The sequence below is a fragment of the Streptomyces lacaronensis genome (assembly GCF_047337785.1).
GTDB lineage: Bacteria > Actinomycetota > Actinomycetes > Streptomycetales > Streptomycetaceae > Streptomyces > Streptomyces lycopersici.
The window spans coordinates 4892000-4918022 of sequence record NZ_JBLHDK010000003.1 but is presented as its reverse complement, the minus strand read 5'-3'; the positions used below and the strand labels follow the sequence as shown (position 1 = coordinate 4918022).

Annotated in this window: 22 protein-coding genes, 1 tRNA gene and 2 pseudogenes; 6 read left to right on the top strand and 19 right to left on the bottom strand. The window is 70.2% G+C overall.

The features are described 5' to 3' along the window. Positions 1-513 precede the first annotated feature (513 nt). Positions 514-1380 carry a calcium-binding protein gene (locus ACMTAK_RS20865; RefSeq protein WP_413807626.1) on the bottom strand — a complete coding sequence of 289 codons (867 nt, stop codon included), beginning with the start codon at positions 1378-1380 and terminating at the stop codon, positions 514-516. Positions 1381-1898: 518 nt separating this feature from the next. Between ACMTAK_RS20865 and ACMTAK_RS20860 the strand changes: the two genes are divergently transcribed. Next, positions 1899-2219, top strand: coding sequence for a sigma factor (locus ACMTAK_RS20860; protein WP_413807625.1), 321 nt, complete (start codon positions 1899-1901; stop codon positions 2217-2219). 68 nt (positions 2220-2287) lie between these two features. Here ACMTAK_RS20860 and ACMTAK_RS20855 read toward each other — a convergent pair whose 3' ends face one another. The 3 genes and pseudogenes from ACMTAK_RS20855 to ACMTAK_RS20845 form a co-directional block, all read right to left on the bottom strand. Beyond that, positions 2288-5209 (bottom strand): AfsR/SARP family transcriptional regulator, encoded by a 2922-nt coding sequence (locus ACMTAK_RS20855; RefSeq protein WP_413807624.1) that lies wholly within the window; start codon positions 5207-5209, stop codon positions 2288-2290. Positions 5210-6119: 910 nt separating this feature from the next. After that, a pseudogene (locus tag ACMTAK_RS20850) lies at positions 6120-6461 on the bottom strand (IS701 family transposase); the annotation flags it as partial. A gap of 106 nt (positions 6462-6567) precedes the next feature. Continuing rightward, on the bottom strand, positions 6568-6777 hold the full coding sequence (locus ACMTAK_RS20845) for an HNH endonuclease (RefSeq protein WP_413812955.1): 210 nt from the start codon (positions 6775-6777) through the stop codon (positions 6568-6570). 127 nt (positions 6778-6904) lie between these two features. On the opposite strand from ACMTAK_RS20845, the pseudogene ACMTAK_RS20840 reads away from it, so the two are divergent. Next, positions 6905-7399, top strand: a pseudogene (locus ACMTAK_RS20840) (tyrosine-type recombinase/integrase); the annotation flags it as partial. A 68-nt stretch (positions 7400-7467) separates the two neighbouring features. On the opposite strand, the gene ACMTAK_RS20835 reads toward ACMTAK_RS20840, so the two are convergent. From ACMTAK_RS20835 to ACMTAK_RS20780, 12 genes are all read right to left on the bottom strand, one after another. Continuing rightward, positions 7468-7543, bottom strand: a tRNA-Arg gene (locus ACMTAK_RS20835). 153 nt (positions 7544-7696) lie between these two features. Next, positions 7697-9484, bottom strand: a complete 1788-nt coding sequence (locus ACMTAK_RS20830) for an IucA/IucC family protein (protein WP_413807622.1) — start codon at positions 9482-9484, stop codon at positions 7697-7699. Next, positions 9481-10188 (bottom strand): GNAT family N-acetyltransferase, encoded by a 708-nt coding sequence (locus tag ACMTAK_RS20825; protein WP_413807621.1) that lies wholly within the window; start codon positions 10186-10188, stop codon positions 9481-9483. Before ACMTAK_RS20825 ends, ACMTAK_RS20830 begins: the two co-directional genes overlap by 4 nt. Then, complete coding sequence (locus ACMTAK_RS20820; RefSeq protein ID WP_413807620.1) at positions 10185-11492, bottom strand: lysine N(6)-hydroxylase/L-ornithine N(5)-oxygenase family protein; 1308 nt, start codon at positions 11490-11492, stop codon at positions 10185-10187. Before ACMTAK_RS20820 ends, ACMTAK_RS20825 begins: the two co-directional genes overlap by 4 nt. 26 nt (positions 11493-11518) lie before the next feature. Beyond that, the gene (locus ACMTAK_RS20815; protein WP_413807619.1) at positions 11519-13105 is read right to left on the bottom strand and encodes a pyridoxal phosphate-dependent decarboxylase family protein; all 1587 of its coding nucleotides are present in this window, start codon (positions 13103-13105) and stop codon (positions 11519-11521) included. Between the two features lie 308 nt (positions 13106-13413). Then, a complete protein-coding gene (locus ACMTAK_RS20810; RefSeq protein WP_413807618.1) occupies positions 13414-14301 on the bottom strand; it encodes a siderophore-interacting protein in 888 nt (295 codons plus the stop codon). Between the two features lie 61 nt (positions 14302-14362). After that, entirely contained in the window at positions 14363-15388 is a 1026-nt protein-coding gene (locus tag ACMTAK_RS20805; RefSeq protein WP_413807617.1) for an ABC transporter substrate-binding protein, read from the bottom strand. A gap of 151 nt (positions 15389-15539) precedes the next feature. Further along, positions 15540-16535 carry a PDR/VanB family oxidoreductase gene (locus tag ACMTAK_RS20800; protein ID WP_413807616.1) on the bottom strand — a complete coding sequence of 332 codons (996 nt, stop codon included), beginning with the start codon at positions 16533-16535 and terminating at the stop codon, positions 15540-15542. Further along, on the bottom strand, positions 16532-16747 hold the full coding sequence (locus ACMTAK_RS20795; protein WP_413812954.1) for a hypothetical protein: 216 nt from the start codon (positions 16745-16747) through the stop codon (positions 16532-16534). Before ACMTAK_RS20795 ends, ACMTAK_RS20800 begins: the two co-directional genes overlap by 4 nt. Before the next feature lie 107 nt (positions 16748-16854). Next, on the bottom strand, positions 16855-17916 hold the full coding sequence (locus ACMTAK_RS20790) for a Rieske 2Fe-2S domain-containing protein (protein ID WP_198273164.1): 1062 nt from the start codon (positions 17914-17916) through the stop codon (positions 16855-16857). 125 nt (positions 17917-18041) lie between these two features. Further along, entirely contained in the window at positions 18042-18320 is a 279-nt protein-coding gene (locus tag ACMTAK_RS20785) for a DUF4190 domain-containing protein (protein ID WP_020868993.1), read from the bottom strand. Between the two features lie 5 nt (positions 18321-18325). Next, positions 18326-18481 carry a hypothetical protein gene (locus ACMTAK_RS20780; RefSeq protein ID WP_165556265.1) on the bottom strand — a complete coding sequence of 52 codons (156 nt, stop codon included), beginning with the start codon at positions 18479-18481 and terminating at the stop codon, positions 18326-18328. 150 nt (positions 18482-18631) lie between these two features. Here ACMTAK_RS20780 and ACMTAK_RS20775 point away from each other — a divergent pair, with 150 nt between their 5' ends. After that, the gene (locus tag ACMTAK_RS20775) at positions 18632-19267 is read left to right on the top strand and encodes a TetR family transcriptional regulator (RefSeq protein ID WP_413807615.1); all 636 of its coding nucleotides are present in this window, start codon (positions 18632-18634) and stop codon (positions 19265-19267) included. Here the strand turns inward: ACMTAK_RS20775 and ACMTAK_RS20770 are convergent. Continuing rightward, positions 19233-20564 carry a M6 family metalloprotease domain-containing protein gene (locus tag ACMTAK_RS20770; protein WP_413807614.1) on the bottom strand — a complete coding sequence of 444 codons (1332 nt, stop codon included), beginning with the start codon at positions 20562-20564 and terminating at the stop codon, positions 19233-19235. The genes ACMTAK_RS20775 and ACMTAK_RS20770 overlap by 35 nt on opposite strands. A gap of 301 nt (positions 20565-20865) precedes the next feature. Here ACMTAK_RS20770 and ACMTAK_RS20765 point away from each other — a divergent pair, with 301 nt between their 5' ends. Beyond that, positions 20866-21516 carry a TetR/AcrR family transcriptional regulator gene (locus ACMTAK_RS20765; RefSeq protein WP_413807613.1) on the top strand — a complete coding sequence of 217 codons (651 nt, stop codon included), beginning with the start codon at positions 20866-20868 and terminating at the stop codon, positions 21514-21516. Positions 21517-21698: 182 nt separating this feature from the next. Beyond that, positions 21699-23207, top strand: a complete 1509-nt coding sequence (locus tag ACMTAK_RS20760; protein WP_413807612.1) for an MFS transporter — start codon at positions 21699-21701, stop codon at positions 23205-23207. A 153-nt stretch (positions 23208-23360) separates the two neighbouring features. Here the strand turns inward: ACMTAK_RS20760 and ACMTAK_RS20755 are convergent, their stop codons facing one another. After that, entirely contained in the window at positions 23361-23861 is a 501-nt protein-coding gene (locus ACMTAK_RS20755) for a MarR family winged helix-turn-helix transcriptional regulator (RefSeq protein ID WP_413807611.1), read from the bottom strand. Between the two features lie 127 nt (positions 23862-23988). On the opposite strand from ACMTAK_RS20755, the gene ACMTAK_RS20750 reads away from it, so the two are divergent. After that, positions 23989-24771 carry a dioxygenase family protein gene (locus tag ACMTAK_RS20750; protein ID WP_413807610.1) on the top strand — a complete coding sequence of 261 codons (783 nt, stop codon included), beginning with the start codon at positions 23989-23991 and terminating at the stop codon, positions 24769-24771. A gap of 112 nt (positions 24772-24883) precedes the next feature. On the opposite strand, the gene ACMTAK_RS20745 is transcribed toward ACMTAK_RS20750, so the two are convergent. Beyond that, positions 24884-26002 carry a questin oxidase family protein gene (locus ACMTAK_RS20745; protein ID WP_413807609.1) on the bottom strand — a complete coding sequence of 373 codons (1119 nt, stop codon included), beginning with the start codon at positions 26000-26002 and terminating at the stop codon, positions 24884-24886. Positions 26003-26023 lie beyond the last annotated feature (21 nt).

Sequence of the window (26023 nt, the reverse complement as noted above, 5' to 3'; positions counted from 1 at the left end):
AGCGGTTCATTCGCCACCGTCGGAACTCGCCGACCGGCCTCCATCGCGGGGAAGTCGCGGGAGCCAGGACACGGTAGGCGAAGGCCACGTGATCCTCGGCGACTATTCGGGTGTGATCAACGAGTACAGATACGCATCCTGACCAGGGGCGATGGGTTCGAACGGCACAGGCCGGCCGAGTGCCTTTCGGGTAGTGGGACCAGACGGAGGTAGGCTGCGACCTCACCAGCGCCTACCGCAAGCTGGGTATCCAGGACCGCAGAGAGCTTCAGGCGGCGCTCGGCGCGCAGGGCGAGTGAGGCCGGCGGCCCAGCATCCAATGGATCGGCGGCCACAGGATCGTGTGGCGAACGTGCCCTGCCCCTCGCCCGGCCACGGGCAGATGTCAGAGAGGAATTCCGCGAAGTCACGCCGCACGGGGACTACGGCTACGGCTGGCAGAATTCCCCTGCTCCGGCGGTATTCCGGGGCAGGGGAATTCGCGGCGGTGGCGGCCGTCGCCCTTTCGGTCCGTCAGTCCTGGACGATCACATTGCTGCCGGGGCCGCCGGAGATCTCGTCCGTGCCGGGACCGCCGTAGAGCTTGTCGTCGCCGCTGTTGCCCCACATGCGGTCGTCGCCCTCGTCGCCGCGCAGCTCGTCGTCGCCCTTACCGCCGTACATCTCGTCCTCGCCGGCACCGCCCTCGACGGTGTCGTCGCCGTCGTCGGCGCGCAGGATCTGGACGCCCGCGCCGCCGTGCAGCTCGTCGTCGCCCGCGCCGCCATCCACGATCTCGTCCCCGCCGTCGGCGTAGAGAACGTCGTTGTCGTCCCCTCCCCCGGCGAGCGCGTAGGCGCCGACCTTGAGGGTGTCCTCGCCGGCGCCGCCGCGGACGTGGCTGCCGTCGACCTCCCGGTCGGGGTCGCTGGTCCAGTGGTCCTCGCCGTCGCCCAGCTCGACGTCGTTGAAGTAGAAGACCTGGTCGGTGGCGTTGTCGAAGGCGACCGTGTCGTCGCCGTCGCCGAGGTCCATCTCCATGGAGTTGAGCGGGGACTGGCTCTCCGGGGCCTCGACCGTGCAGGAGATCTTCGTCTTGTCCGCGCTGTCGGGGTGGGTGCAGCCGTTCCCGGCCTCGACGGGCACCGAGTCGTCGATGACGTAACGGAACTTCGCGCGGTCGTCGGTGTACGTCTGGGAGACAGCCACCTCGTTGGCCTGCCCCGCGGCGGCCTTGTAGGTCAGGTGCCAGCCGTACTCGTTGACCTCGGCGGTGGCCGTCGGCTCGGCAGCCCCTGCCTGCCCCGTCAGGGCGATCGGAACGGCGATGCCGATGCCGAGAACGGGCGCGAGCACCGACAGTGCGCGGCGCGTCCTGCGGCCACCAAGGCGAGAGGACATTGCATAACCTCCAGGAGGAAGTCGGGGTCTCTTTCGCCAGGCATGACGGCCGGGACAGGCAATTGGTTCACCCCTCCCCGAGCATCTCTTTTTCGCACTTCCAGGGCCTCACCGCATTCTTCCGCGATTCCCGTGGAATTCACCTTCTCGTCGTTCTCCGGGATTTCCGGAAGGTGAGAACCGGACCTGCGGACGACGGTGCCGCGCGCCTTTCATCCGCCTGCGCGGCGGCGCCGTGGAGCCGCGTCAATCACCGTATACACGCCCCGCTGCGCCTCCGGCGAGCGGATCCGAGGCAGTCGGAGATGCAAGAGAGCAGGTCAGAACCGATTCTTTCGCGGGGCTTCCGCTTCCGGCGCCCACGCCCGGCAGGCCCACGGGAAGCGGAACCCGTTGCTTCGCCCGTCAATCACACGTCAATGTCGCGTGGAACCCCACTCGCGAGACTCCCTCTTGACCACCGGAACAAGGGGGAACTGCACGTGAGCTGGGTCGTGATGCGCTCCTCATCAGGAGCGATGACCGAGATGACCGACAAGGAGCGCACGATCCGTGCGCTCTACGAAGAGCAGGCGGGCCTGCTGTACAGCTACGCCGTACGGCTGCTGGGCGGAGACCGGCACAGGGCCGAGGACGTGGTGCAGGAGGCTCTGCTGCGCTGCTGGCGCACCCAGGACCTGACGTCGGGGCGACCGCTGTGGCCGTGGCTGTTCAGGGTGGCGCGCGATCTCGTCGTCGACGACTACCGGCCGCGGATGGACACCGACGAGGTCCCGGGCGCCGACGAGCGCGAGAGGACCGGCGAGGAGCCGAGCGAGCAGTACTCATCGGCGGCGTGACACGGCTCGGCGGACATCCCCGCCCTTCCTTCCGGTGCCGGTCACAACAGGGCAGCGCGCGGGACGGTTCAATCGCGCGGCGCGGGCCGTACGCCGGCGGTCCGGTGCAGGGGCGGTGCCGGCCCCGGGGCCGACTCGCCTGTCTCCAGGCGGTGGAGCCTGTCGCGGATGGCCTCGGCGCCGGGACGGCCGGTCTCCTCGAAGAGCGCCAACGCCTGCTGCCATCGAGCGTGGGCCTCTTCCGGGCGGCCCGCTTCGAGGAGGGCATCGCCGAGGTTGCTGAGCGTGTCGCCCTCGCCCCAGGGATTGCCGACGTCTCTGAGGACCTCCAGCGCCTCCTGGTAGCGCTCCAGAGCCTCGTCGAGGTGGCGGCGCCGGTGCAGGACGGTGCCGAGCACGGCGAGCGTGGAGCCCTCGAACCAGCAATTGCCGGTGGTCTGCAGGAGCTGCAGTCCGTGCCGCAGGTACGCGATGGCCTCCTCGTCCCGGCCCAGCTGCTGGCAGGCGTCGCCCAGATGCGCCAGGGCGATGGCCTCGGCCCAGTCGTCGTGGTTCGCGCGGGAGAGCGCCAGCGAGCGATTGAGCAAGTTGACGGCCTCGTCGAGTTGCCCCGAGTGCAGATAGGCGACGCCGAGGCCGCTCACGGCCTGGGAGCTGCCGTAGGTGTCCCCGATCCGCTGATAGAGCAGCATCGCCGCGCGGTAGTTCTCGATGGACTCGTCGAGACGGCCCATCGCCGTGAGCGCGGCGGCCACTTCGGTGAGGCCCCATGCCTCGCCCCTGCGGTCGCCGGCCTCGATCGCGCCCTCCAGCGAGGTCCGCGCCACGTTGAGCCAGTCGTGCAGGTCGCCGCCGAGGAAGGTGAACCCCCACAGGGACGCGGTCAGTTGCCACGCGAGGTCGGGCCGACGCGATTCGGCGGCCTGGTGCACGGTGGTGACGAAGTTGGGGCGCTCGGTCTCGCACCACCGCAGGGCCTGCTCGCGCGAGGTGAACGTCATGCGCTCGCACTCCGCGGGCAGGGGTTCGAGAGGCAGCGGGCGATGGCGCGGGGCGAGGTGGACGTAGACGGCGTCCGCCGCGTGCAGGTACCAGTGGATCAGCCGCTCGACGGCCGCCGCCCGCTCCGCCGCCGGCTCTTCGGCGGCGACGCGTTCGACGGCGTAGACGCGCAGCAGGTCGTGCAGGACGTACCGCCCCGGTGCGTACTCGTCGAGCAGGTTGCCCCGGGTGATCTCCGCGAGCAGGACGCGGCCCTCGCGCGGTGGGAGCCCGGCGAGCACCGCAGCGGCCTGCGCGGAGATGTGGGGCCCGGAGTGCAGGCCCAGCAGGCGGAAGAGGCGCGCGGCGGGTGCCGAGAGGGACTCGTAGGACCAGGAGAAGACGGTGCGTACGTCCGAGGTGGGGTCGCCGCCGGTGAGCGCGTCGAGGTTGCCCTGGCACTCGCGCAACTCCCTGGCGACGGTCTCCAGCCCGAACGCGGGGTTCGTCGCGGCCCGTGCCGCGACGACGGCGAGGGCCAGGGGCAGCCGCCCGCAGCACTCGATGATCTCGTCGACGGCGCCGGGCTCGGCGGCGAGCCGCGCAGCGCCGATGCGGCGGGCCAGGAAGTCGTGCGCCTCGGCGGATGTCAGGGGACCGAGCGTCAGCGGCTGCGCGCCATCGTTGGCGATCAGCCCGGCGAGCTGGCTGCGGCTCGTCACGATGGCCAGGCAGCCCGGAGTGCCGGGCAGCAGCGGGCGTACCTGCTCGGTGTCGCGGGCGTTGTCGAGGACAATCAGCATCCGGCGGCCGGCGAGCAGGCTGCGGTAGAGAGCCGCCTGGGCGTCCAGCGAGTCCGGAACCGACCGCGGGGGGACGCCGAGGGCGTTGAGGAAGATCCGGACGGCCTCCGCCGGAGCGACGACGGAGCCGGTCGGGTCGAAGCCGCGCAGGTTGATGTAGAGCTGTCCGTCGGGGTACTGGTGGGCGATCCGGTGCGCCCAGTGCACGGCCAGCGTCGTCTTGCCGATGCCCGCCATGCCGCAGATCACCGTGGTGCGCGTGCCCGACGGGATGTCCTCCGCGAGGTCCAGGACCTGCCCGAGTTCGCCCTGGCGCCCGCTGAAGTTGGGCAGGTCGGCGGGGAGTTGTGCGGGCCTGGCCGTGAGGGCGGCGGCCTTGGAATCCTGCTGCGGGGACGGTTCCAGGACCGTGGCCTGTGCCGTGGCCTGCGCTTGGACGGGTGCGGGTCCGGGGGGTGCTGCCGAATCCGGGACCGGGGCCGAGGCCGACGAGATCAATGAGGGGTCGGCCGCCAGAATGCGCTCGTGCAACTCGCGCAGCGACGCGCTGGGCTCGACGCCCAGCTCCGACACCAGGGTGCCGCGGGTCCTGCGGTAGACCGCCAGTGCCTCGGCCTGCCGGCCCGACCGGTACAGCGCGAGCATGAGCAATCGACTCAGCCGCTCCCGCAGCGGATGCTCACCGCTCAGCGCGACCAGCGCGGGGATCGCCTCGCTCAGGCACCCGACCTCGACGTCGATCTCCAGGCGGGTCTCCAGCGCGAGCAGCCGCTCCTCGGCCAGCCGGGAGCGCTCGACCTCGGCCAGCGGCCCTGGGAGCCCGGCCAGCGGCGCCCCCTCCCACGCCTCCAGCGCGGAGTGCAGCAGCTGTCCGGCCGCCGGGAGCGCGCCCTCGGCGCGCAGCTTCTGCGCCTTGGCGACCCGCCGTTCGAACACGTCCAGGTCCAGGCCGCCCTCGGGGATGTGGATCAAATAGCCGTCCGTGATCGAGATCACTATCTGCGGGGCGTCGGGAGCGCGCGGGCCGGGCTGCAGCACCTTGCGCAGCCGTGACACGTAGGTGCGCAGCACGGACACGGCGGCGTTCGGCGGTTCCTCGCCCCAGACCGCGTCGACCAGCTCGGCCACCGTGACCGGCCGCCCCCTGCGCAGCAGCAGCGCGGCCAGCACCACCCGCTGCTGTGGCGAACCGAGCTCCAGCTCCACGGCGCCTCGCCATGCTCTGACTCGCCCCAGCACGGCGAAGCGCAGCGGAGGGGTCGCCGGCGAAGGCGTCGCTCGGTCGGATGCGTCCATATTTTCCTGGCTCCCAGCACTCGGATACCTGGGGCAGTGTCGCCTCATAGGCATCCCGGTGACAAACAGAGCCGGGTCTTGTCCCTCATCAGGCGCCGTGCCCGTCCCTCACGAGGCGGGGCCTGTCCCCCGCGCGAGGGACAGGGGCCGCTGCCTTCGCATCGGGACTACGCGTGGATCAGGGTCTCGGAGTGCTGCCCAGCCGATCATGGCCTGCTCACTTGCGGCGCGCTCCGACCGGGTAACCGCCACGGCCCGCCGACGTCCGCGTCGGCGTCCGACGAACTTCTGCCCGCCTCCGGTCCGGAGACGGGCAGAAGAAGCACGTCACTGCCGTGCGGGGGCGCCTACCGCGCGAACAGCGTGTAGTTGCCGCTCGGCTGCTTGGCGCACTCGAAGTAGTCCCACTCCGGATCCCACGACGCCCCGTCCGCCATGCACTCCGCATACGAGTCATAGCCGCCGGCGACCGGGCGGAGCGGGGGAACAGGGTCATCGGCGGACGGTGCCCGTGGTCAGGGGAATGGTGACGACGGCGGCACCGATGGCGAAGCCGGCGGCGATACGGGAACGCCAGGATTGCCCAGGTCCTCCACTTGCGATGGACAGTCGGTCTCCAGTACCAACGGGCGTGTGCCGACGGCGGTTCAATCGGAAGCCCGGCTCGTACGGCCGCCGGTTCCGCCGGCCGGGAGACCGCGATCCACCTGCCCGCCGTGATGCTCCTGCCACGCCCCGTCGGAAGGCCGCTCTGACCCGCAAGAACGCTCTGACCGGAGCTTCTCGGACACCCTCTAGTACTCCAGTGCGGTTTCGTGATCTACCCAGCAGGTTCGTCGAGGGACCGCCGTTGATAGTGACTGCGACGAGCTGTTGCCTGGTGGCGTCTGCGCCAGCTGGACCAGTGCAGCAGTCTGGTCGCGGTCACGGCCGGTGGGTTGAGGACAGCGGCGAGCAGGTGGCGGATCTCCGGGACGGTCAACGGGATCGGATCGCTGCTGCGGGCGGGGTGGTGCGAGTCGGTGGGCCGGTCCGGGGCCGCGCTGGCGGCGACGGCAGTCAGGAAAGCCAGGGCGAGCATGGCGAGCGTGATGTGCCGGTGCCATGCGGTCCAGTTGCGGACCTGGTAATCGTCGAGGCCGACCTGGCCCTTGGCGGCCTGGGTAGGGTCGGCCGCGCGGCGAGGTGTCAGGTGTCCTGGTCCTTTTCCGCGCGGCCTCCCTCCGAACCGGACGGGCCCGCTTTCCGGGCATCCGGCTCTCCGGTGACTACTGCGTGAGTGGGGAGGATTCCCGGTGGTGGATGTGGTCGTGGCAGTCGGCGCAGACCACGATGGCCTTGCGGCGCCGTTTGGCCATGACGCGTCTCCACTGGGCGGGTTCGGCCCGATCGAGTTCCTTCAGGTTACGGGTGTGGTGGACTTCCACCTCGCCCGTGTGCTGGCAGCGCTCGCATTTACCCCGTTGGAGCCGGTCGATCAGTTCCCGGCAGGGGTAGGTGAGCCGACCCGGGTGGCGGTCGGTGATGACCGCGTTTTTCTGCCGTCGCAGCGGAATGCCGCCGAACCTGGCGACCAGTGGTCTGCTGCCTTTCCCACGTTCAACGCTGGAGAAGCGCGTGCTCTACATCCGCCAGCAGACGCAGCGGCGGCGCGGAGTGCTGTACGACGACCCCAAAGGGCGGCGCTGTCGAGCCGTCCCGCTGCCCGCCATGTGCGTTGCTCCGCTGCGCTGGCACCGGATGCGGCAGACGCAGATCCGGGAACGTGCGGGGGAGAAGTGGGAGGGCAGCGGGCACGTCTTCAGCACCCGCACCGGGCGCCCGGTCGAGCCGCGCAACATCTACCGCTCCTTCACCCGAGTTGCTGAGAGCGCCGGGCTCCGGGTGATCCGGCTGCACGACGCCCGGCACGGCTGCGCCACTTTGCTGACAGCCGCCGGGGTCGCTCCCCGTGTCGTGATGGAGATCCTGGGGCACAGCCAGATCAGCATCACCATGGACGTGTATACGCACGTCGTCCAGGACACCCAGCGGGAGGCCATCAGCCACATGGACCGGCTGCTCAAGCGGCGTCCCGGCCCTGGTGGCGGCTCTGGCTGACCGCTGCCGTTGATGTCAGAAGTGGATGTCAAACGCCCCGGGCCATGATCGGCTCGGGGCGTTTTGGCTGGTGCCCCCGGCAGGATTCGAACCTGCGACACCCGCTTTAGGAGAGCGGTGCTCTATCCCCTGAGCTACGGAGGCCCGGCGTCAGGGCGGCATGGTGGTGCCGCCGCGTCGCACCGCCACAGTGTAGCGGGTCGTGCACTTGGATCGTTTCGGGTGCCCCGGGCCGCCGAAGGCCCGGGCCCCGGGATGCCCGGCCCGGAGCCCTGGTCCGAAGGGCCACCGGCCGCTTCAGCCCCCCGTCCCGAACGCCGCGATCGGGTTCTTCAGCGTGCCGATCAGCTGGAGGGCGCCGGCCGGGTCCTGGAGGTCTACCATTTCGCGGTTGTTGCGGAGCTGGAGGCGGTTGAGGCAGGAGAGGGCGAAGTCCTCGGCGAACATGTCGTACTGGGCGAATTTGTCCGCGAGGTGGGGGGCCGAGTGCTGGTAGGACAGGACGCAGTCGGCGACCGTCTGCCAGAAGGTGTCTTCCTCCAGGAGGCCCTCGCTGACGAGGATGCCGTTGAGGAAGCGCAGGAAGCAGTCGAAGACGTCCGTGAAGATCGAGAGGAGTTTCTTGTCCTCGGGGACGTCGACGCGGATGCGTTCCACGGTCGGGGGGAGGACCGCGGTGGGGTCCATGACGGCGATCTCCTCGGCGATGTCCTTGAAGATAACGCGCTGGACGGCGCCGTCCTCGATCACCAGGATGACGTTCTCGCCGTGCGGCATGAAGACCAGGTCGTAGGCGTAGAAGCTGTGCAGCACCGGGGTGAGGTAGGCGTCCAGGTAGCGGCGTAGCCACGTGGCTGGGGTGAGGCCGGATTCCTCGATGAGGGCGCTGACGAAGGAGGCGCCGTCGGGGTCGGTGTGGAGGAGGGAGGCCATGGTGGCCAGGCGCTGGCCGGGTTCCAGGGACGGGACGGGGCTCTCGCGCCACAGGGCCGCCAGCATTTTGCGGTACGGCGAACCCTTCGCCGTGGCCGTCTCGTACTGGCGGTGGTGGTAGCCGATGGCGGCTCGTTCTCGGATGATGGAGAAGCCCTTCGATTGGAAGGTCTCGTCCGAGGCGATCAGGGACGCGAGCCAGTCGTTGATGGCCGGTGTCGCCTCCATGTACGCCGCCGACAGGCCCCGCATGAAGCCCATGTTCAGCACCGACAGCGCGGTCTTCACATAGTGCTTGGACGGGTCGCTTGCGTTGAAGAACGTCCGGATCGACTGCTGGGCCAGGTACTCGTCGTCGCCGGGGCCCAGGCACACCAGGTGCTGCCGGGCGACCTCGGCGGCGAAGCTGACCGACAGCTTGTTCCACCACTGCCACGGGTGCACCGGCAGCAGGTGGTAGTCGGCCGGGTCCAGGCCGAGGTCGGTGAGGGTCTGCGCGAAGCGGGTCCGGGTCTCCTCGCTCAGTTCGGAGTGGATCAGGGCGTCGTAGTCCAGGTCCGCGGAGGAGGTGAACGTGGAGCGATCGCGGCGGGCGGCGAGCCAGATCAGGTGGACGGGGCTCGCGGTCTCGGGGGCGTACGAGAGGTATTCGTGGATGCCGAAGCCGAGGCGGCCGTTGTTGGCGACGAAGCAGGGGTGGCCCTCGGTCATCCCCGTCTCGATCTCCTGGAAGCCGGATTTGGCCAGCTGGGCGGCGGCCTCCGGCCGGCCGGCCAGTTTGAAGGCCGTCCCGGAGAGGGTGGAGCTGATCTCCTCGAGGTAGACGGGGAGGATGTCCTCGCTCAGGCCGAGCCGCCCGCGCAGCTCGATGAAGAAGTCCAGCGCGTCCAGGGGGAGTTCGGCGCCGGTCCGGTCGTGGCGGGTGATGCTGTCCGCCTCGACCAGCCAGTGGTCCAGCGAGAGGACCCGGGCGGCGAAGCGGTAGGTCACCGCCCCGTCGTCGCTGGTCACGGCGTAGCGGCCGTCGGGGCCGAGCTCGGGCGCGAGCAGGCGCTCATGGGTGAACTCGGCGAGCGCCTTGCGGATGAGGAGGCGGCCTGCCCGGTCCCACAGGTCGGGGGTGAGGTGGGCGACGGCGTCGCGGGGGCTCATCGGGTCACTCCTTGGGCGTCGCGGGCGGTCCGTTTGTTCCGGTCGTCGTCGTTCCGGTCGTCGTCGTTCCGGTCGTCGTCGGTGCGGGCGTCGCGGTCAGCTCGGTCGGTCCGCGCGGTCCGTGCCGCATCGGCGGCCAGTGCGGTGCGCGCGGCCTCGAACCGCTCTCGGGTGCAGATGCTGAGGTACGCGTCCTTCTCGGGTTTGGCGATCTGCTCGACGATCTCGAAGCCGACGGCCGCGTTGAGCGCGTGTACCGCGTCGTTGCGCACATCGGGCTCGACGACGACGCGCCGGACGTGCGGATCGGAGAAGCAGAACTCCATGACGGCGTTGATCACGGCGAGGGTGAAACCGTGCACCGGGGTGCCGGTCGGCGCGCACAGGAAGTGCATGCCGACGTCGCCGGGCCGGGCGGGGTAGAGACCGGCGAGTTCCACCCGCGACGGGTCGTAGCGCTCGGCCAGGAACGCCGGGCGCCCCTCGTGCAGGCCGATGAACGCCTCGTGGTGCGGATGCTCGTGGATCCTGCGGTACTCGGCGGCGACCTCCGCCACGTCCGCCTCCAGCATCATCCAGTAGGACGCCTTGGGGTGGGTCACCCAGCCGTGCAGCAGCTCGGCGTCGGCCGCCGGGTCCAGGGCGCGCAGCGCGAAGGCGCCCAGGCGCGCGTCCTTGTGCTCGAAGATCGGCGGAGGCGTCATGACACGGCTCCTTCCGGTGCGCCGAACTCCTGGAAGGCGATGGACTTCTCCACCGGATAATGTTCCCGTCCCAGCAGCTCACGGATGATCCACGAGTTGCGGTACGGGCCCATGCCCAGGTCCGGGGAGGTCAGGCTGTGGGCGTGGGTGGCGCCGTTCTGGAGGAAGATGCCGCGCCCGGTGGTGTCGATGCTGTAGTTGCGGGCGACGTCGAAGCGGCCGTGGCGGTCCCAGCGGATGCGGTCGCGCACCGGGTCCAGGAAGGCGGGCACCTGGTAGCGGTAGCCGGTGGCCAGGACGAGCCCCTGGGTGGTGAGCGAGAAGTTCCGCTCCTGCTCCGTATGGCGCAGCCCGAGGGTGTACGTGGCGGACTGCTCGTCGTACGCCGCGTCGGTGAGCGCGGTGTTGGTCAGCAGCCGTGTGGGCACCGGGCCGCTGACGCTCTTCTGGTACAGGAGGTCGAAGATGCCGTTGATGAGGTCGGCGTCGATCCCCTTGAACAGGCCCTTCTGCTCGCCTTCCAGCCGGTAGCGGGTGTCCTCGGGGAGCGCGTGGAAGTAGTCCACGTACTCGGGCGAGGTCATCTCCAGGGTGAGTTTGGTGTACTCCAGCGGGAAGAAGCGCGGGGAGCGGGTCACCCAGTTCAGCCGGTAGCCGTGAGTGTCGATATCGGAGAGCAGGTCCTGGTAGATCTCGGCGGCGCTCTGGCCGCTGCCGACGACGGTGATGGACTCCTTGGACTGGAGTGCCTGCTTGTTCTCCAGGTAGTCCGTGTTGTGCAGCAGATCGCCGCCCAGGCCCCGGCACACCTCGGGCAGATACGGCGGGGTGCCGGTGCCCAGCACCAGATGGCGGGCGCGGTGGGTGGTGGTCTCGCCGCTTGCGGCACGCAGGGCGCGCACCGTGTAGAGGCCGTCGGCCTCGTCGTACTCGACGCTCGTCACCTGGTGGCCGAAGCGGACGGACGGGAGTTTCGCGGCGGCCCAGCGGCAGTAGTCGTTGTACTCGGCGCGCAGCGGATAGAAGATCTCGCGGATGTAGAAGGAGTACAGCCGCCCCGATTCCTTGAGGTAGCTGAGGAAGGAGTACGGGGAGGTGGGGTCGGCCAGGGTCACCAGGTCGGCCATGAACGGGGTCTGGAGGGTGACGCCGTCCAGCAGCATGCCCGGATGCCAGTCGAAGTCGGGCTTGCTCTCCAGGAACAGTCCGTGGAGTTCGTCGATCGGCTCGGTGAGGCAGGCAAGGCCCAGGTTGTAGGGGCCGAGCCCGACCGCGATGAAGTCGTGGGTGTGCGGGGTGGGCACGAGGGTCTCCGGCGGGGTGAAGGGGCTCAACTGGCGCGCGAGTGGCGGGGGCCGCCGAACTCGGGCTCGATATGGAGGGCCAGGTACTGACCGGCGTGTTCGGCCAGCAGCTCGAGGACATACGCGATGTCGCTCAGCGAGGTCTCGGGGTTGAGCAGGGTGAACTTGAGGTGGTGACGGCCGTCGACGACGGTTCCGGCGACGACCGCCGCACCGGAGGCGGCCAGCGCGTCCCGGGCGTGCAGATTGGCGCGGTCGACGAGGTCCGGGTCGCACCGCCCGTCGGACGGCGGTACGTAGCGGAAGACCAGCGTGGACAGCTGGGGCTCGGTGACCACCTCGTAGCGCGGATCGGTGTCGAGCAGGGCCCATGCCTCGGCGGCCCGCTCCACCACCTCGTCGAAGAGCGCCCCGATGGCGTCCGCGCCCATGATCCGCAGCGTCAGCCAGAGCTTGAGCGCGTCGAAGCGGCGGGTGGTCTGGAGGGACTTGTCCACCTGGTTGGGGATCAGGTTCCGGGCGCTGCGCTCGGGGTTGAGATAGTCCGCGTGGTACGTGGCGTGGCTCAGCGTGTCGCGGTCGCGGACCAGGACGGCGCTGGAGCTGACCGGCTGGAAGAAGGACTTGTGGTAGTCCACGGTCACCGAGTCGGCGCGCTCGATGCCGTCCAGGAGGTGGCGGCGGGTGGGGGAGGCCAGCAGTCCGCAGCCGTACGCGGCGTCCACGTGCAGCCAGGTGCCGTGCCGGGCGCACAACTCGGCGATCTCGGGCAGCGGGTCGATGGAGCCGAAGTCGGTGGTGCCCGCGGTGGCCACGACGGCCATGACGATCAGACCCTCGCGGCGGCAGCGGTCCAGCTCATGGGCGAGGGAGACGGTCCGCATCCGGCGGTCCTGGTCGCAGGGGACCGGGATGACGGCCTCGTAGCCGAGCCCCAGGATGGCGGCGGCCTTCTGGACGGAGAAGTGGCTGACCTGGGAGGTGAGGATGCGCAGCCGGGGCAGGATCGCGGATTTGGCGATCGTCTCGCCGGCGGCGGTGGCCTCCTTCTCGACCAGGGTGCACGCCTCGTCGCGGGCGAGCAGCATCGCCTGGAGATTGGACTGGGTGCCGCCGCTGGTGAAGATGCCGTCCGCGGCCTCTCCGAGGCCGATGCGCTCGGCGGTCCAGTCGATCAGCCGGCGCTCGATCAGGGTGCCGCCGGCGCTCTGGTCCCAGGTGTCGAGCGAGGAGTTGACGGCGGAGAGGACGGCCTCGCCCAGCAGCGCGGGGATCACCACGGGGCAGTTGAGGTGGGCGAGATAGCGCGGGTGGTGGAAGTAGACGGCGTCCTTGAGGTAGACCCTCTCCAGCTCCTCTAGTGCGGCGTCCGGGTCGCCGAGCGGGCGCTCCAGGTCGATTCCGGAGATCTCGGGGGCGAGTTCGGCGGGGGTGATGCCGGTGAAGGGGCGCTCGGCGCGGGCGACGGTGGCGGCCACCAGGCCGACGCCGTCGGTCACGGAGCGCCGATAGCGTTCCGCCGTACGGCCGTTGAAGAGGTGGGCCCTGCCATCCGCCGCCCCGGGTATCGGCTCCGGCGACGGGTCCTCAGCGGTCTGCGCGAGGAAACTCACGGTCAGTCCCTTCTGGAACGAGCATGCGGGCGTGCGGAAGGCGCGGGCATGCGGCTGGGTGGGGGAGGGGCGGCCCGTGGCCTGACGGCCTGATGGCCTGGTGGGCGTGCGGGGGCGCTGGACGTGGCGGCAGGGCGCGCGGGGGCGCGCCGAGAGGTCGGCCGCCTGGCGTCCAGCGGTCGGTTCTCTGCGGTCCTTCAAATGGATTCAGTTGTGCGACACGGTTGTGGGTTCAGCTGTGCGACACGGTCGTGGATTCAGCTGTGGGTCGCGGCTGTGGGGATGGCGAGCGGGCACGGCGACGGGGGTCAGTCGTCGGTCGCGGGGCCGGTGCCCGACACGGCCTCCTCGACGAGCTGCTCCTCACAGGCGCCCAAGCGCCAGTAGCCGGTGAAGGTGACGGCCTTACGGTCGAAGTCGCGCTCGCGCACCAGGTGGCGGCGCAGCGCCTTGACCGTTCCCGCCTCGCCCGCGATCCAGGCGTACGGCGTGCCGTGGGGCAGCTCGGCGGCGCCCACCGCGTTGAGCAGCAGGGCGGAGCGCGGGGTGCCGGGGGCCACGGCGTCCCGGACCAGCCAGGTGATCTCGGCTTTCGCCTCGGTGCGCAGTTCCTGGATGTCCTCGGCGTGCTGGACCTCGAGCCACACCTTGACGGGGAAGGCGGCGGGCAGCCATTCGAGGATGCCCGCGATGGCGGGCAGCGCGGTCTCGTCGCCGGTGATCAGCACCCAGTCGGTCCCGGACGGCGGCCGGAAGTCCACCCCGCCGTTGTCCTCCACGACCGGGCCCAGCAGGGTGACGCGGTCGCCGGCCTCGGCGCGCGCGGCCCAGCGGGCGGCCGGGCCGCTGTCGTGGTGGAGCGCGAAGTCCACGTCGATCTCGTCGGGGTCGCGGCGCTGTTGGCGCACCGTGTACGAGCGCATGATGCCGCGTTCGGCCGGGTCCATCGCCCGCCAGGTGGTGAACCAGCCGTCCCCGGCCTCGACCGGCACCACCGGGGCGGTCTGGCCGGGGTGCGGCAGGAAGAGTTTGAAGCGCTGGTCGCGGCCTCCGCTGGTGAAGTCCTTCAGACAGGTGCCGCCGAAGGTGATCCGCGCCATGGAGGGCCCGAGCGAGCGGGTCCGTACGACCCGCGCGTCGAAGAACCGGAACGGGATGGCGGTGGTGGTGGCGGTTTTGATGGCTGCGGTGGTCATGGGAGGGGGGTCTTCCCTTCGCTTGCCGTGGGGAGGCCGGGGCCAGCCGGTCGACTGACCGTCAGCTGACCTTCTTCGCGTCCTGGATGGCCTTGGTGAGGGATTCCACGAGGGGGGCGGCGCCGGCGTACGAGAAGCGCGGCTCGCTGCTCCAGGGGGTGATCTGACCTGCCTTGACCGCGGTCAGCTTGGACCAGGTCGGCTTGGAGGCCAGGGCCTTGGGCTGGAGGGTCGCGGTGCGGTTGTCGAGGAAGAGCACATCGGCGTCGTACTTGTCGGCGTTCTCCCAGCTGAGGCTCTCGAAGTAGCCGCCCTTGTCGGGCTTTTCCGGGATGACGAAGTCGACGCCGAGCTCGCTGAAGTAGATCAGGTCGGCATTGACCTTCGGGTCGGAGACATAGAAGAGATCGGCGCTGGCGGAGCAGGCCATGACCTTGATCTTGTGCGATTTGACGGTTTTGCGCAGGGTCTCGGCGGCCTTCTCGAACCGCGCCTTGGCGTCGGTGACCTTCTTGGCCTTCGGATCGGCGCCGAGTGCCTCGGCCAGTGCGGCGTAGCGCTTGATGGGCTCGAGCATGGAGATCCGGCCGGTGGAGATGGCGGCGCAGGGGGCCAGTTGCAGGATCTTCTTCTTGCTGTCGTCCGGGATGTAGAAGAGCGCGCCCGGGTCGTACATGTTGGTGATCAGCAGATCGGGGCTGAGCGAGGCGTACTTCTCGACGTTGAACTGCCCCCAGGTGTTGCCCAGGGACGTGGCCTGGTCCACGGGGAAGTCGCCCGCCTGGACGTCCGGCTTGCCGTTCTTCAGTGTGGTCGGGCCGAAGACGCCCGTGATCTGCTTCTCGATGCCGAAGTCGTAGAGCGCGGCCGCCGCGGCGATGTAGGCGACGATGTGCTGCGGCCGGCTGTCGAGGCTGATCTTCTTCTTGCGGTCATCGGTGAACGACCAGGAGCCGCCGCCGTCGTGGCCGCCGGAGCCCGAACCGCCGTTGTCCCCGCAGGCGGTGACCAGGGCTCCGAGTCCGAGGGCGCCGCCAGCGGTGAGCAGACCGCGGCGGGAGAGGGGGAGTGCTCTGGCCTGGCGCATGAAGGTGCTCTCTCTCGATGCATACAGGGGCGTGGTCACGGGACGGCAACCCGAGGACGTAGTTAGGTTAGCCTAACCAACCTGTTTGTCCAGTGGGTGGGGTCGTTCCGAACCTCACATCGAGGGGCTCATACGGCCGTTCAGGGCGGATTCACAGGTCCAGCACCAATCGCGGGCCATGGCAGCGTGAGACGCAGATCATCATCGTCTCGCCCGAGGCCCGCTCCTCGTCGGTGAGCACGGAGTCGTGATGGTCCACCTCCCCCTCGACGACGTCCGTCTCACACGTCCCACAGGTGCCCTCTTCACAGGAGTACAAAACCGGTACCCCCGCCGCCTCGACCGTGCGCAGCACGCTGCGCTCCGGCTCCACGGTGAGGGTCAGCCCGGAGCGGGTGAGCACCAACTCGAAGGCCCGGCCGCCCGATTCGGTGCCCGCGTCGTCCGTACGGGGCTGGAACCGCTCGGTGCGCAGGGACCCCTCCGGCCAGTCGCGGCACGCCTCCTCGGCGGCCTGGAGCAGTGGCTCGGGGCCGCAGCAGTAGACCAGGGTGCCGGGACCGGCCGGGGCGGTGAGATACGGCGCGGTGAGGTACGGCGCGAGGTCGAGCAGCCCCTCCTCGTCCTGAGGCACCAGGCGCACCTTGTCGCCGTAGGCGGAGGCGAGCTCGTCCGCGAAGGCCATCGAGGCGCGGGTGCGCCCGCCGTAGAGGAGCCGCCAGTCGGCGCCCGCGGCCTCGGCGGCGGCCGTCATGGGGAGGAGGGGCGTGATGCCGATGCCGCCCGCGACGAAGAGATAGCGGGCCGCCGGGCGCAGCGCGAAGTGGTTGCGCGGCCCGCGCACCCGCACCGTGCTGCCCTCGGCGAGGGTGTCGTGCACGTGGGCGGAGCCGCCGCGCCCGGCGGGGGCGCGGAGCACCGCGATGCGCCAGGAGGCGCGGTCGGCGGGGTCGCCGCACAGCGAGTACTGCCGCGAGTACCGCCGGGTCGGGCCCGCGTCGAGGACGAGGTCGAGATGGGCGCCGGGCTCCCAGGCGGGGAGGTCACGGCCCGCCGGGTGGCGCAGTGTCAGCGCCACCACGTCCGAGGCCACCTCCTCCCTGCGGGCCACGAGCAGGGTGTCCTCGTACTCGCCGCCGGGGTTCATGAACGGGGCTCCTTACCGTGGCCGTTGGGCTGGTGTTCAGGGGGACCGGTGGGATGGTGCCCGCTGGGACGGTGTCCGCTCGGGTGATGTCCACTGGGATGGGCGAGCATCCACTCCCACAGCTCGACCGGGTCCTCCGCGCTGCGCTCGGCGCCGCAGTGGCAGACCCCGTGCAGCACATCGGTGCCGGGCAGCCAGTCGATCCGGTACACCTCGGCCGTGGGCGTGCCGCTCGCCCGCCCGTCGCCCGCCGCCCAACCGTCGCCCGCCGCCACCCTCAACGGAGGCGCTGACGGAGGCGCTGCGCGCTGCTCGCGCTTCATTTCGCAGCCACCACCGGCGCGGTCTTCTCCCCTTCGGCGGCGAGGCGGGCGAGGATGCGGCGCGCGGCCAGTCCGCCGGTGTCGATGTTGATACTGAGCTCCTGGTAGCCCTCGCGCTCGGTGTCCAGCGCCTTCTGGAGCACGTTCAGCGCCGCCACGTCCTGGAGCACCACGGTCCGGTTGAGGTCGTGGAGGAAGGTGGACACCTCCTCGTCGTCCTGTGCGAAGTCCCGTGAGACGGCCCAGAAGTCGTACACATGGCGGTCGGTGGACGGGGTGATGGCGTAGGTGATCTCCACATGGAAGGCGTTCGGATCGGAGCCGTCCGGCTCCGGCAGTACCCCGACCGGGGCGATCCGGCTGTGCAGCAGATACAGACAGGGCGCGTGGTACTCGATGTCCTGCCAGCGGGTGATGCGGCCCTCGATGCCGGTGGAGCGGGCGTAGAAGGGCGGGCACTCGGCGTCGTCCATGTGCCGGCTGACCCGCACGACGCCCGCGCCCTCGTCGACCTCCGTGGTGATCGGGGTCTCGGCGACCTCGGGGGTGCCGATGTAGCCGCCGTGCAGATACGTCTCGTGGGAGAGGTCCAGCAGATTGTCCACGAGCAGGCCGTAGTCGGCGTCGATCGGCTCCATGCCGCCCACCGTCGTCCAGCGCGGATCGGCCAGCCAGGGGGCGCGCGGCACCGCGCCGGGGTCGGCGAGCGCCGGGTCCCCGATCCACACCCACACCAGCGAGTCCTGCTCGACGACGGGGTAGGAGCGGACCCGGGCGGTGCGCGGGACGCGTTTCTGGCCCGGTACGAACACACAGGTGCCGCCGGTGTCGTAGGTGAAGCCGTGGTAGCCGCAGACGACCGTGTCGCCGTCGAGACGGCCGGCGGTGAGCGGATAGCGCCGGTGCACACAGCGGTCGGCGAGCGCGATGACCTTGTCGTCGGACTCGGCGCGGTAGAAGGCGATGGGCTCGTCGAGGATGGTGCGCCCCAGCAGCTCGCGGCCGATTTCGCGGCCGTAGGCGGCGACGTACCACTGGTTTTTCGCGAAGGCGGTCATGCGTGCCAGCGTGGTGACGCCCGTCACGCACGGGCAACGGCCCTTCCACTGAGTGGAAGGGCCGCGCGGGGAGGTGTGCCGTGGTGGGCCGCCGGCGGTGTGCTGCCGGTGGACCGCCGGGCGGGTCAGCCGCCGAACTGCCAGAAGACGGAGTGATTCAGCGTCAGCAGGACGATCAGCAGGACCACATCGGCGATGCCGAGGGTGAGTCCGAGCAGCGCGCGGCCCCTGCGGCGGGTGTCCCGGGCGATGGCGAGCGTCCCGAGGACGATCGCGCAGGGCCCGAAGACCGCGTTGAACAGCAGCAGACCGATCAGACCGAGCACGAAGGAGGCGACGGCCATGCCGTCGGCGTCCCGGCGCGCCCGGACCGGTGAGGTGCGGGACGGTGCGGTGAGTGCCATGGGTCTCAGCTCCCCTTCTGCCCGGTGCGTTCGCGGATGAAGAAGATCAGCAGCCAGGCGCCGATGGCGCCCGCGGCGGCGAGGAACAGGGGGAGCGGAGTGTGCGCCGCCGCCCCCAGAAGAACCCCCATCAGGGCGAGTGCCGCGACGATGAAGAGCATGTGTGCCTCTCTCGAAGTGACGATCCGGATGCGGTTGGCGTGCGGATGGTAATTGTTGGGTGAACAGTTGGAATCACAACTGTTCACTGAGATCTAGAGTACCCCGCAGGGCCCTGGAAAAATTCAGCGAACGGCTGTTTACTGAATGATATGAGTCACACGTCCGGGGTCCGGCAGGCCCAAAAGGAGAAGACCCGGCGCGCGCTGATGGACGCCGCGTTGGGGCTGCTGGAGGACCAGAGCCTGAGCAGCTTGGGGCTGCGCGAGGTCACGCGGGCGGTGGGGGTGGCACCGGCCGCGTTCTACCGGCACTTCCGGGATCTGAGCGATCTCGGAGTCGCGCTGGTCGAGGAGTGCCTGAGCAGCCTGCACCACATGATCGGCGCCATCCTCGCCGGTCAGGACGGTGACGAGGAGCGGATCGAGGCCACCGTCGGCGCGGTCGCCGAGCATGTCCGCCGCTACCCCGCGCATATCCGCTTCATCGCACGTGAGCGGCATGGCGGGGTGCGCCCGGTGCGCCAGGCCATAGCCGCCGAGCTGGACCGATTCGCGGACGAGGTGGCCACCGCGTTCTGCCGGCAGCTCCCGGCGGAATCCTGGCCACCGGAAGATGTCCGGATGCTTGCGGAGATGTATGTGGACCACATGGTGATGACGGCGACGGCGTTCCTGGAGGCACAGGCCGATCATCCCGAGGCCGCGGACGAGCGGCGGGTGGCCGCCACCGCGCGCAAACAGCTGCTGCTGATCAGCCTCGGGCGCCGCCACTGGCACGACGTGTGATCTCGACGCCGTAGTCACCGGCCGCGTCCCGGCCGGTGACCCGGACGCGGATCCGTATGCCGTTCGCCGCGGTGTCGAAGGTCTCGCCGGGCGCGTAGGCCGCGTCGCTGAGTCCGGGGTGGACATTGCGCTCCCGGGTGCAGCCGCGGCCGTGGGGGGTGGAGTCCACGATGGTGACGGGGCCACCGCCGGAGTCGACACCGGTGTCCACCCAGGAGATCAGGACCCCGGGCTTGCATATGGCCTCGTCGTTGCCGCCGGTCGCCCGCGCCTCGATCGCGTAGCCGGTGGACGGCGAGACGGGGACGAAGACCAGCTTGGTCCCCTCCGTGCGGCTCAGCGGGGACAGGGTGTGGGCGAAGACCCCGGAGCGGGCGGCGCACGCGATCTGCCGCGGGCCGAGCCAGCCCAGCTTCCACTTGTGCCAGGCCAGCAGGTCGTTGCCGGGCCCCCAGTCCTCGGACATCACATCCCAGTGGCCCGCCTTGTCGCCGCCGCCATGGGTATAGAGGTCGGGCAGCCCGAAGACATGGCCGTTCTCATGGGGCAGGACGCGGAAGCCGGTGCGGCGCAGCGAGCCGGAGCCGTCGTCCTGGCGGCTGTAGACGAAGGAGACATTGGCCAGCGGAACGCCGTCGGCGGTCGGGGCGTGCTGGTTGTCGGCGTAGGTGACGGACAGCACGGCATGCGCGGCCGGCGGCCCGGCGTTCGGGGTGACCAGGACGTTCACCAGGTCGTAGCGGCGGAAGTCCACCTTGGGGTCGGCGGACTTTGCGATGTCGGCGACGAGTTTGCGATAGCCCGGGTCGAAGGGGCTGCCGCGCTTGATGCCGTACGCGTGGAACGGGCGCGGCATCCGCAGCCAGTGGGTGATCGGCATCTCGGGGCGGTAGTCCAGCCGCCCGTACGAGCTCTGCGCGAACCACCGGGAGGTCTGCGGGAAGAACTCCTCGAAGCGCTGGCGGGCGGTGCCCTGGCCACGGACATCGGGGAAGTCGATCATGAGGTTGAGGGCATGGACGGTGCCGGTGCTGCGGCTGTAGCCGCGGCCGGTGGGTATGCCCTCGGCCATCTGGAGCCCGGATCCTGAGGCGAGGGCGCAGGGTGCCAGCGAGCCGAAGGCCGGGCGCGCGGAGGGCGCCGGGGCCAGCCCGGGGGGTGCGGGGGGCTCGGGACGCGGGGCCGCCGCCGGGGCGACCACCGCCACCGTGAGCACGGCGGCGGTGGCGAACGCGCTGCCTCTGCGGGGCCGGCGTATTCGTATCCGGGGGCGGGTGGTCCCATGCGTCTGGTCCATTGCCGACCACGGTGTGACGGCGCGGACCGGGGCGCCCGTGGGGTGCCGCCGAACGGTGGAATGGCCTGCTCCGTCCGGGCGGCGGGGATGCCGGGCAAGTGTGAGGCAGGTCACCTGCGGACGCAGAAATTCCGGGGACTCATTCCCCGTTTAAACCGAGTGACCGCATAAACGGGGACTCACTCCCCGGAAAAGTTGAAGCTCGAACGTCAAGGCCGGGGCGTGGCGCCGCCGCCAAGCCGCCGGCACCGGCCACGGAGAACCGTACGCGTGGAAGCCGTACGCAGAAGGGAGTGCTGTGATGGCCGCCGACACGATGACCGCGAAGTCCGCGCAGCCCCGGCTGCGCGCGGACGCCCTGCGCAACCGGGAGCGCATTGTCGCGGCCGCCCGAGAGGTGATCGTCGAGTGCGGGGCGCACATCCCCCTCGATGAAATCGCTCGACGGGCGGGGGTCGGCAATGCCACGATCTACCGGCACTTCACGGACCGCCGTGAGCTGATCCACCATGTGGCGCTCTCGGTGATGTCCCATGTCGCCGACCAGGCCGAATCCGCCCTGGCCGAGGAGACCGACACCTTCTCGGCGCTGCGGCGCTTCGTTCACGCCGCGGCGGACGAGCACATCGGCGCGCTGTGCCTGCTGCTCTCCGACGGCCTCGACAAGGAGCACCCTGATCTCATCGCCACCCGCGACCGTCTGGCGGACGGTGTCGAAGCCCTGATGGGGGCCGCGAAAGCCGACGGCAAACTGCGCACCGACATCGGCGTCGGTGACCTGATGGTCGCGCTCAACCAGCTCACCCGGCCGCTGCCCGGCAGCGCCTGTGTGGACTTCGAGCCCTTTGTGCACCGGCATCTGCAGCTGTTCCTGGACGGACTGCACACCCCGGCGCACTCGGAACTACCCGGAAAGTCCGTGACCTTGGAGGATCTGCAGCACCGGCCGTGACAGTGACATAAATCGCACCCGGTCGATCCCGGAGCACCGCTTATTCCGCGCACGTTCACACGTCTTCCCTTCGTGCGTCGTCGCCTCTCGCTACGTCTTACCCAACGGCTCGTGCCGGTCTGACCAGGACCGGCCCCTTACGTCCCATTTCTCACTCTCCGCACCGCTAGGTAGGCCCATCCATGCCTGAAACGGCTAAATTCGTGGATCCCCGGCGCTGGAAAGCGCTGATATTCATCGCCCTCGCCCAGCTGATGGTCGTGCTCGACGCGACCATCGTGAACATCGCGCTGCCCAGCGCCCAGGCCGATCTCGGCATCTCCGACGGCAACCGGCAGTGGGTCATCACCGCCTACGCCCTCGCCTTCGGCGGACTGCTGCTGTTCGGCGGCCGGATCGCCGACCTGTGGGGACGCAAGCAGACCTTCATCGTCGGTCTGATCGGCTTCGCCGCCGCCTCGGCCGTCGGCGGTGCCGCGCTGAACACCGGCATGCTGCTGGGCGCGCGTGCCCTCCAGGGTGTGTTCGGCGCGCTGCTCGCCCCCTCCGCGCTCTCGCTGCTCGCGGTGATGTTCACCGACCCCAAGGAGCGCGCCAAGGCGTTCGGTGTCTTCGGTGCCATCGCCGGTGGTGGCGGCGCCGTCGGTCTGATCCTCGGTGGTGTGCTCACCGAGTACATGGACTGGCGCTGGACCTTCTTCGTGAACATCCCGTTCGCCATCATCGCCGCGATCGGCGCGGTCGCCGTGATCCGCGAGCCGGTGGAGAGCCACAACTCGTCCCGGCTGGACGTCCCCGGCGTGATCCTGGCCACCACCGGTCTGGTCTCGCTGGTCTACGGCTTCACCCGCGCCGAGTCCGACGGCTGGTCCGCGGGCCCGACCATCGGTCTGTTCGTCGCCGCGGCCGTGCTGCTGCTGGCCTTCGTGGTCGTCGAGTCGCGGGTGAAGGCGCCGCTGCTGCCGCTGCGCGTGGTCGCCGACCGCAACCGCGGCGGTGTCTACGCCTCGCTGGCCCTCGCCATCATCGGCATGTTCGGTCTGTTCCTCTTCCTCACCTACTACATGCAGGTCGTGAAGGGGTACAGCCCGGTCAGGACCGGCTTCGCCTTCCTGCCGATGGTCGCGGGCATGATCACCGGGTCGACGCAGATCGGTGCCCGGCTGATGACCCGCGTCCCGGCGCGGCTGCTGATGGGGCCGGGCTTCCTGGTCGCCTCGGTCGGCATGCTGCTGCTGACCCAGATCGGCCTGGACACCTCGTACCCGGCGCTGATCCTGCCCGGGTTCCTGCTGCTCGGCCTCGGTATGGGTACCGCCTTCATGCCGGCGATGAGCCTGGCCACGCATGGTGTCGAGCCGCGTGACGCGGGTGTCGCCTCGGCGATGGTCAACACCTCGCAGCAGGTCGGCGGCGCCATCGGCACCGCGCTGCTGAACACGATCGCGGCGAGCGCCACCACCGAGTACGCCAAGTCGCATGCGGCGGGAGCCCCTTCCCGCACGGCATTGCAGCTGCAGTCGATGGTGCACGGCTACACCGCCGCCATCTGGTGGGCGGTCGGCATCCTGGTACTGGCCGCGGTCATCGCCATCACGTTCATCAACGCCGGACAGCCGGAGGGCGGCGGCGCGGTCGCCGGCTCCGGTGACGGTGCGGCGGAGGACGCTGTTCCGGTGATGGCGCACTGATGCGCTGAGGCCTGCTGGTTGGGCTGTTGTTCCTGGGCGGTCCTTCCTGGACTGTCGTTCCTGGGCGGTCCTGTGTCAGACGAAGGCCCCGCTTCTCCTCGAGCATCGAGGAGAAGCGGGGCCTTTGTGCGCGGCCGGTTGGTCCCGGTGGCGTCAGCGCAGCCAGGGGAGGTCGGCGCCCGCCGGCTGGAGGCCGTCCGCGATGATCCGGCATGCGGTGCCGAACTGCTCGACCTGTTCGGGGGTGAGCCGGTCGAAGATGGCCGTCCGTACGGCGGTGACATGGCCGGGGGCGGTGTCCTGCAGCACCTTGAGCCCCTTGTCGGTCAGGACCGCGTTCTGTCCGCGCTTGTCGTCGGGGCAGTCCTCGCGCCGGACCCAGCCGTCCTTCTCCATGCGCGCGACGGCATGGGACAGCCGAGAGCGGGTGATCTTGGCGGCCTCGGCCAGTTCGGTCATCCGCATCCGGTGGCGCGGTGCCCAGGAGAGCTTCACCAGCAGGCCGTAGTAGACGTGGGGCATGCCCGCGTCACGCTGCAACTGGCGGTCGAGGTGGTCCTCCAGGAGCATGCTCGCCTGGACATACGCCTGCCAGCTGCGCTGTTCGTCTTCGGTCAGCCAACGCGGCTCGTCGGCGTCTGAGGGGGTTTTCATGGCGTCGTCCACGCGTCCATTCTAGGGAATTCTCTTTGAATCTTAAATAACTGTGCGCTACAGTGATAACTAGATGCTTGAGACTTCAAGCATCTAGGCGAGCTCTGTCGACTGACGAGGAGTCCTCATGTCCGCGCTCGACGGGCGCATGCCCGCGCTCTATCTCAGCCATGGTGCTCCGCCGCTCGCCGACGATCCGGTCTGGCCGGGACAGCTCGCCGCCTGGGCCGTCGGCCTGCCCCGACCCAACGCCATTCTCATGATCTCCGCTCACTGGGAAGAGGCCCCGCTGGCGATCGGCGCCACCCAGCAGGTGCCTCTGGTCTATGACTTCTGGGGCTTCCCTCAGCACTATTACCAGGTGCGGTACGCCGCGCCGGGCGCCCCCGAGCTCGCCGAGCGGATCCGCAAGACGCTGCGCACGGCGGGTACCCCGGTACAGGACATCCCCGACCGGGGGCTGGACCATGGGGCCTATGTGCCCCTGGTCGAGATGTATCCGGAGGCCGACATCCCGGTTCTCCAGGTCTCGATGCCGACCCTCGACCCGCGGAGGCTGATGGAGATCGGCCGGAAGCTGGCACCGCTGCGGGACGAAGGCGTCCTGATCGTCGGCAGCGGCTTCTTCACCCACAACCTGGCCGCGCTACGGCAGTCGGGCCCGATGCCGCCCAGTTGGTCGGCCGAGTTCGACGACTGGGGGCAGCAGGCCCTGGACGCGCGGGACATCGACGCGCTGCTGGACTTCGAGCACACGGCCCCGGCGGCGGGGCTCGCCCATCCGCGCACCGAACACTTCGCGCCGTTGTTCGTCACGCTGGGCGCGGCGGAGGCGGAGCTGGGCGGCCAGCGGAGTGTGATCGACGGGTTCTGGATGGGGCTGGCGAAGCGGTCGTTGCAGTTCGGATGAGTTCGTGTGAGTTACGGGTGAGTTTGGGCAAGTTCGTGTGAGTTCGGTGAGGGGGCGGGGGCGGCTCGGTGGGGTGTGGCCGAGGGAGTACGGCCCGGCTGGGGCTCCTGAGTCAGAGCACCGGGTCGATCATCGCGCAGGCGTGCAGTGCGGCGGCCAGGGCCGTCGGATCCGTGCCCCGGGCGACATCGAGCGCGGTGTCGGTCAGCTTGATGGCGTGCTCATCGCCGTGCGCGGCGGCGTGGGCGAAGACCTCCTCGGGGGTGACGCCCTCCCCGTCCACGGACGGCAGCCGGTCGGCCGGGAGCGGCTCCCGCGGCGCGTACACCGCCGTGACCGCGGCGCTCGCCGCCCATGCCGCGTCCAGGCTCGGCGCCCACAGCTCGCGCGGCAACGCGGGCAGGACGCGCAGGACGGCGTTGGGCGCGGTCGCGGCGTGGACCAGCATGATCGGTTCGCCGTGGCCGTGGGTGGCGTAGCGGTGCGTCGCGGCCCGTACGAGCTCGGTCAGCCGTCGGCGCGCCTCCTCGGGCTGGTCGGGGAGGCCGGCGAGGCCGTCGGGGCCGGGGTCGGGCGCGGTGCCGGTCGTCCGACTGGGCTGCGGGGTGGTGGGCGGCCAGGTGGGGAAGGCGGTGAGCCGGACCAGCCGTTCCCGTATGCCACCGCTCTGGTCGGCGATCGGCTCCACGGCGGCCAGCGCGTCGGCCGCCGACCCGGAGGCGGGGCCCGGCTGCTGGCGGAGCGGCGGCAGCGGGGCGTGGCGGGCGGCCCAGTAGCCGAGGGCGTGGGCCAGCTCGGCGGTGCGGGGAGCGGCCGTCGTGTCCGGGTCGTCCAGCAGGGTCCGTACGGCGTGGCCGACGCGGATCGCCGGATGTGTCGCGCCGCCGGCGATGCCCGGCAGCAGCCGCGGCCACCACACGGCGAGCACGTCCTGCCAGGAGTGGTCGGCGAGTTCCCGGTCGAAGTAGTCGGGCCAGTCGGCGAGCCGGCGTGGATCGCCGAGCGCCTCGTGCCAGTTCTCCTCGGTGATCGCGGCGTACGAGCGCGGCATCTCCTCCAGCTTTTCGCGATACCGGTCCAGCCAGCGGTGCACGGTGCGCCCCTGGCCGTGGCGCACCAGTGCCTCCACGGCCATCGGCGCGTGATTGCTCAGCCATCCGTGACGCTCGGGGCCGGAGGCGTGCAGTCGTTCGAGGGCTTCGTCGAGAGTTCCACTCGTGTCGTCTGTCATGACCTCACGCTAGGGAGGGCC

Excerpts from the sequence above, each read along its gene's own strand:
- ACMTAK_RS20865 (WP_413807626.1), bottom strand. The coding sequence starts at position 1,380 with ATGTCCTCTCGCCTTGGTGGCCGCAGGACGCGCCGCGCACTGTCGGTG.
- ACMTAK_RS20860 (WP_413807625.1), top strand. The coding sequence starts at position 1,899 with ATGACCGAGATGACCGACAAGGAGCGCACGATCCGTGCGCTCTACGAA.
- ACMTAK_RS20830 (WP_413807622.1), bottom strand. The coding sequence starts at position 9,484 with ATGAGCCCCCGCGACGCCGTCGCCCACCTCACCCCCGACCTGTGGGAC.
- ACMTAK_RS20825 (WP_413807621.1), bottom strand. The coding sequence starts at position 10,188 with ATGACGCCTCCGCCGATCTTCGAGCACAAGGACGCGCGCCTGGGCGCC.
- ACMTAK_RS20810 (WP_413807618.1), bottom strand. The coding sequence starts at position 14,301 with ATGACCACCGCAGCCATCAAAACCGCCACCACCACCGCCATCCCGTTC.
- ACMTAK_RS20805 (WP_413807617.1), bottom strand. The coding sequence starts at position 15,388 with ATGCGCCAGGCCAGAGCACTCCCCCTCTCCCGCCGCGGTCTGCTCACC.
- ACMTAK_RS20800 (WP_413807616.1), bottom strand. The coding sequence starts at position 16,535 with ATGAACCCCGGCGGCGAGTACGAGGACACCCTGCTCGTGGCCCGCAGG.
- ACMTAK_RS20790 (WP_198273164.1), bottom strand. The coding sequence starts at position 17,916 with ATGACCGCCTTCGCGAAAAACCAGTGGTACGTCGCCGCCTACGGCCGC.
- ACMTAK_RS20785 (WP_020868993.1), bottom strand. The coding sequence starts at position 18,320 with ATGGCACTCACCGCACCGTCCCGCACCTCACCGGTCCGGGCGCGCCGG.
- ACMTAK_RS20780 (WP_165556265.1), bottom strand. The coding sequence starts at position 18,481 with ATGCTCTTCATCGTCGCGGCACTCGCCCTGATGGGGGTTCTTCTGGGG.
- ACMTAK_RS20775 (WP_413807615.1), top strand. The coding sequence starts at position 18,632 with ATGAGTCACACGTCCGGGGTCCGGCAGGCCCAAAAGGAGAAGACCCGG.
- ACMTAK_RS20770 (WP_413807614.1), bottom strand. The coding sequence starts at position 20,564 with ATGGACCAGACGCATGGGACCACCCGCCCCCGGATACGAATACGCCGG.
- ACMTAK_RS20765 (WP_413807613.1), top strand. The coding sequence starts at position 20,866 with ATGGCCGCCGACACGATGACCGCGAAGTCCGCGCAGCCCCGGCTGCGC.
- ACMTAK_RS20760 (WP_413807612.1), top strand. The coding sequence starts at position 21,699 with ATGCCTGAAACGGCTAAATTCGTGGATCCCCGGCGCTGGAAAGCGCTG.
- ACMTAK_RS20755 (WP_413807611.1), bottom strand. The coding sequence starts at position 23,861 with ATGAAAACCCCCTCAGACGCCGACGAGCCGCGTTGGCTGACCGAAGAC.
- ACMTAK_RS20750 (WP_413807610.1), top strand. The coding sequence starts at position 23,989 with ATGTCCGCGCTCGACGGGCGCATGCCCGCGCTCTATCTCAGCCATGGT.
- ACMTAK_RS20745 (WP_413807609.1), bottom strand. The coding sequence starts at position 26,002 with ATGACAGACGACACGAGTGGAACTCTCGACGAAGCCCTCGAACGACTG.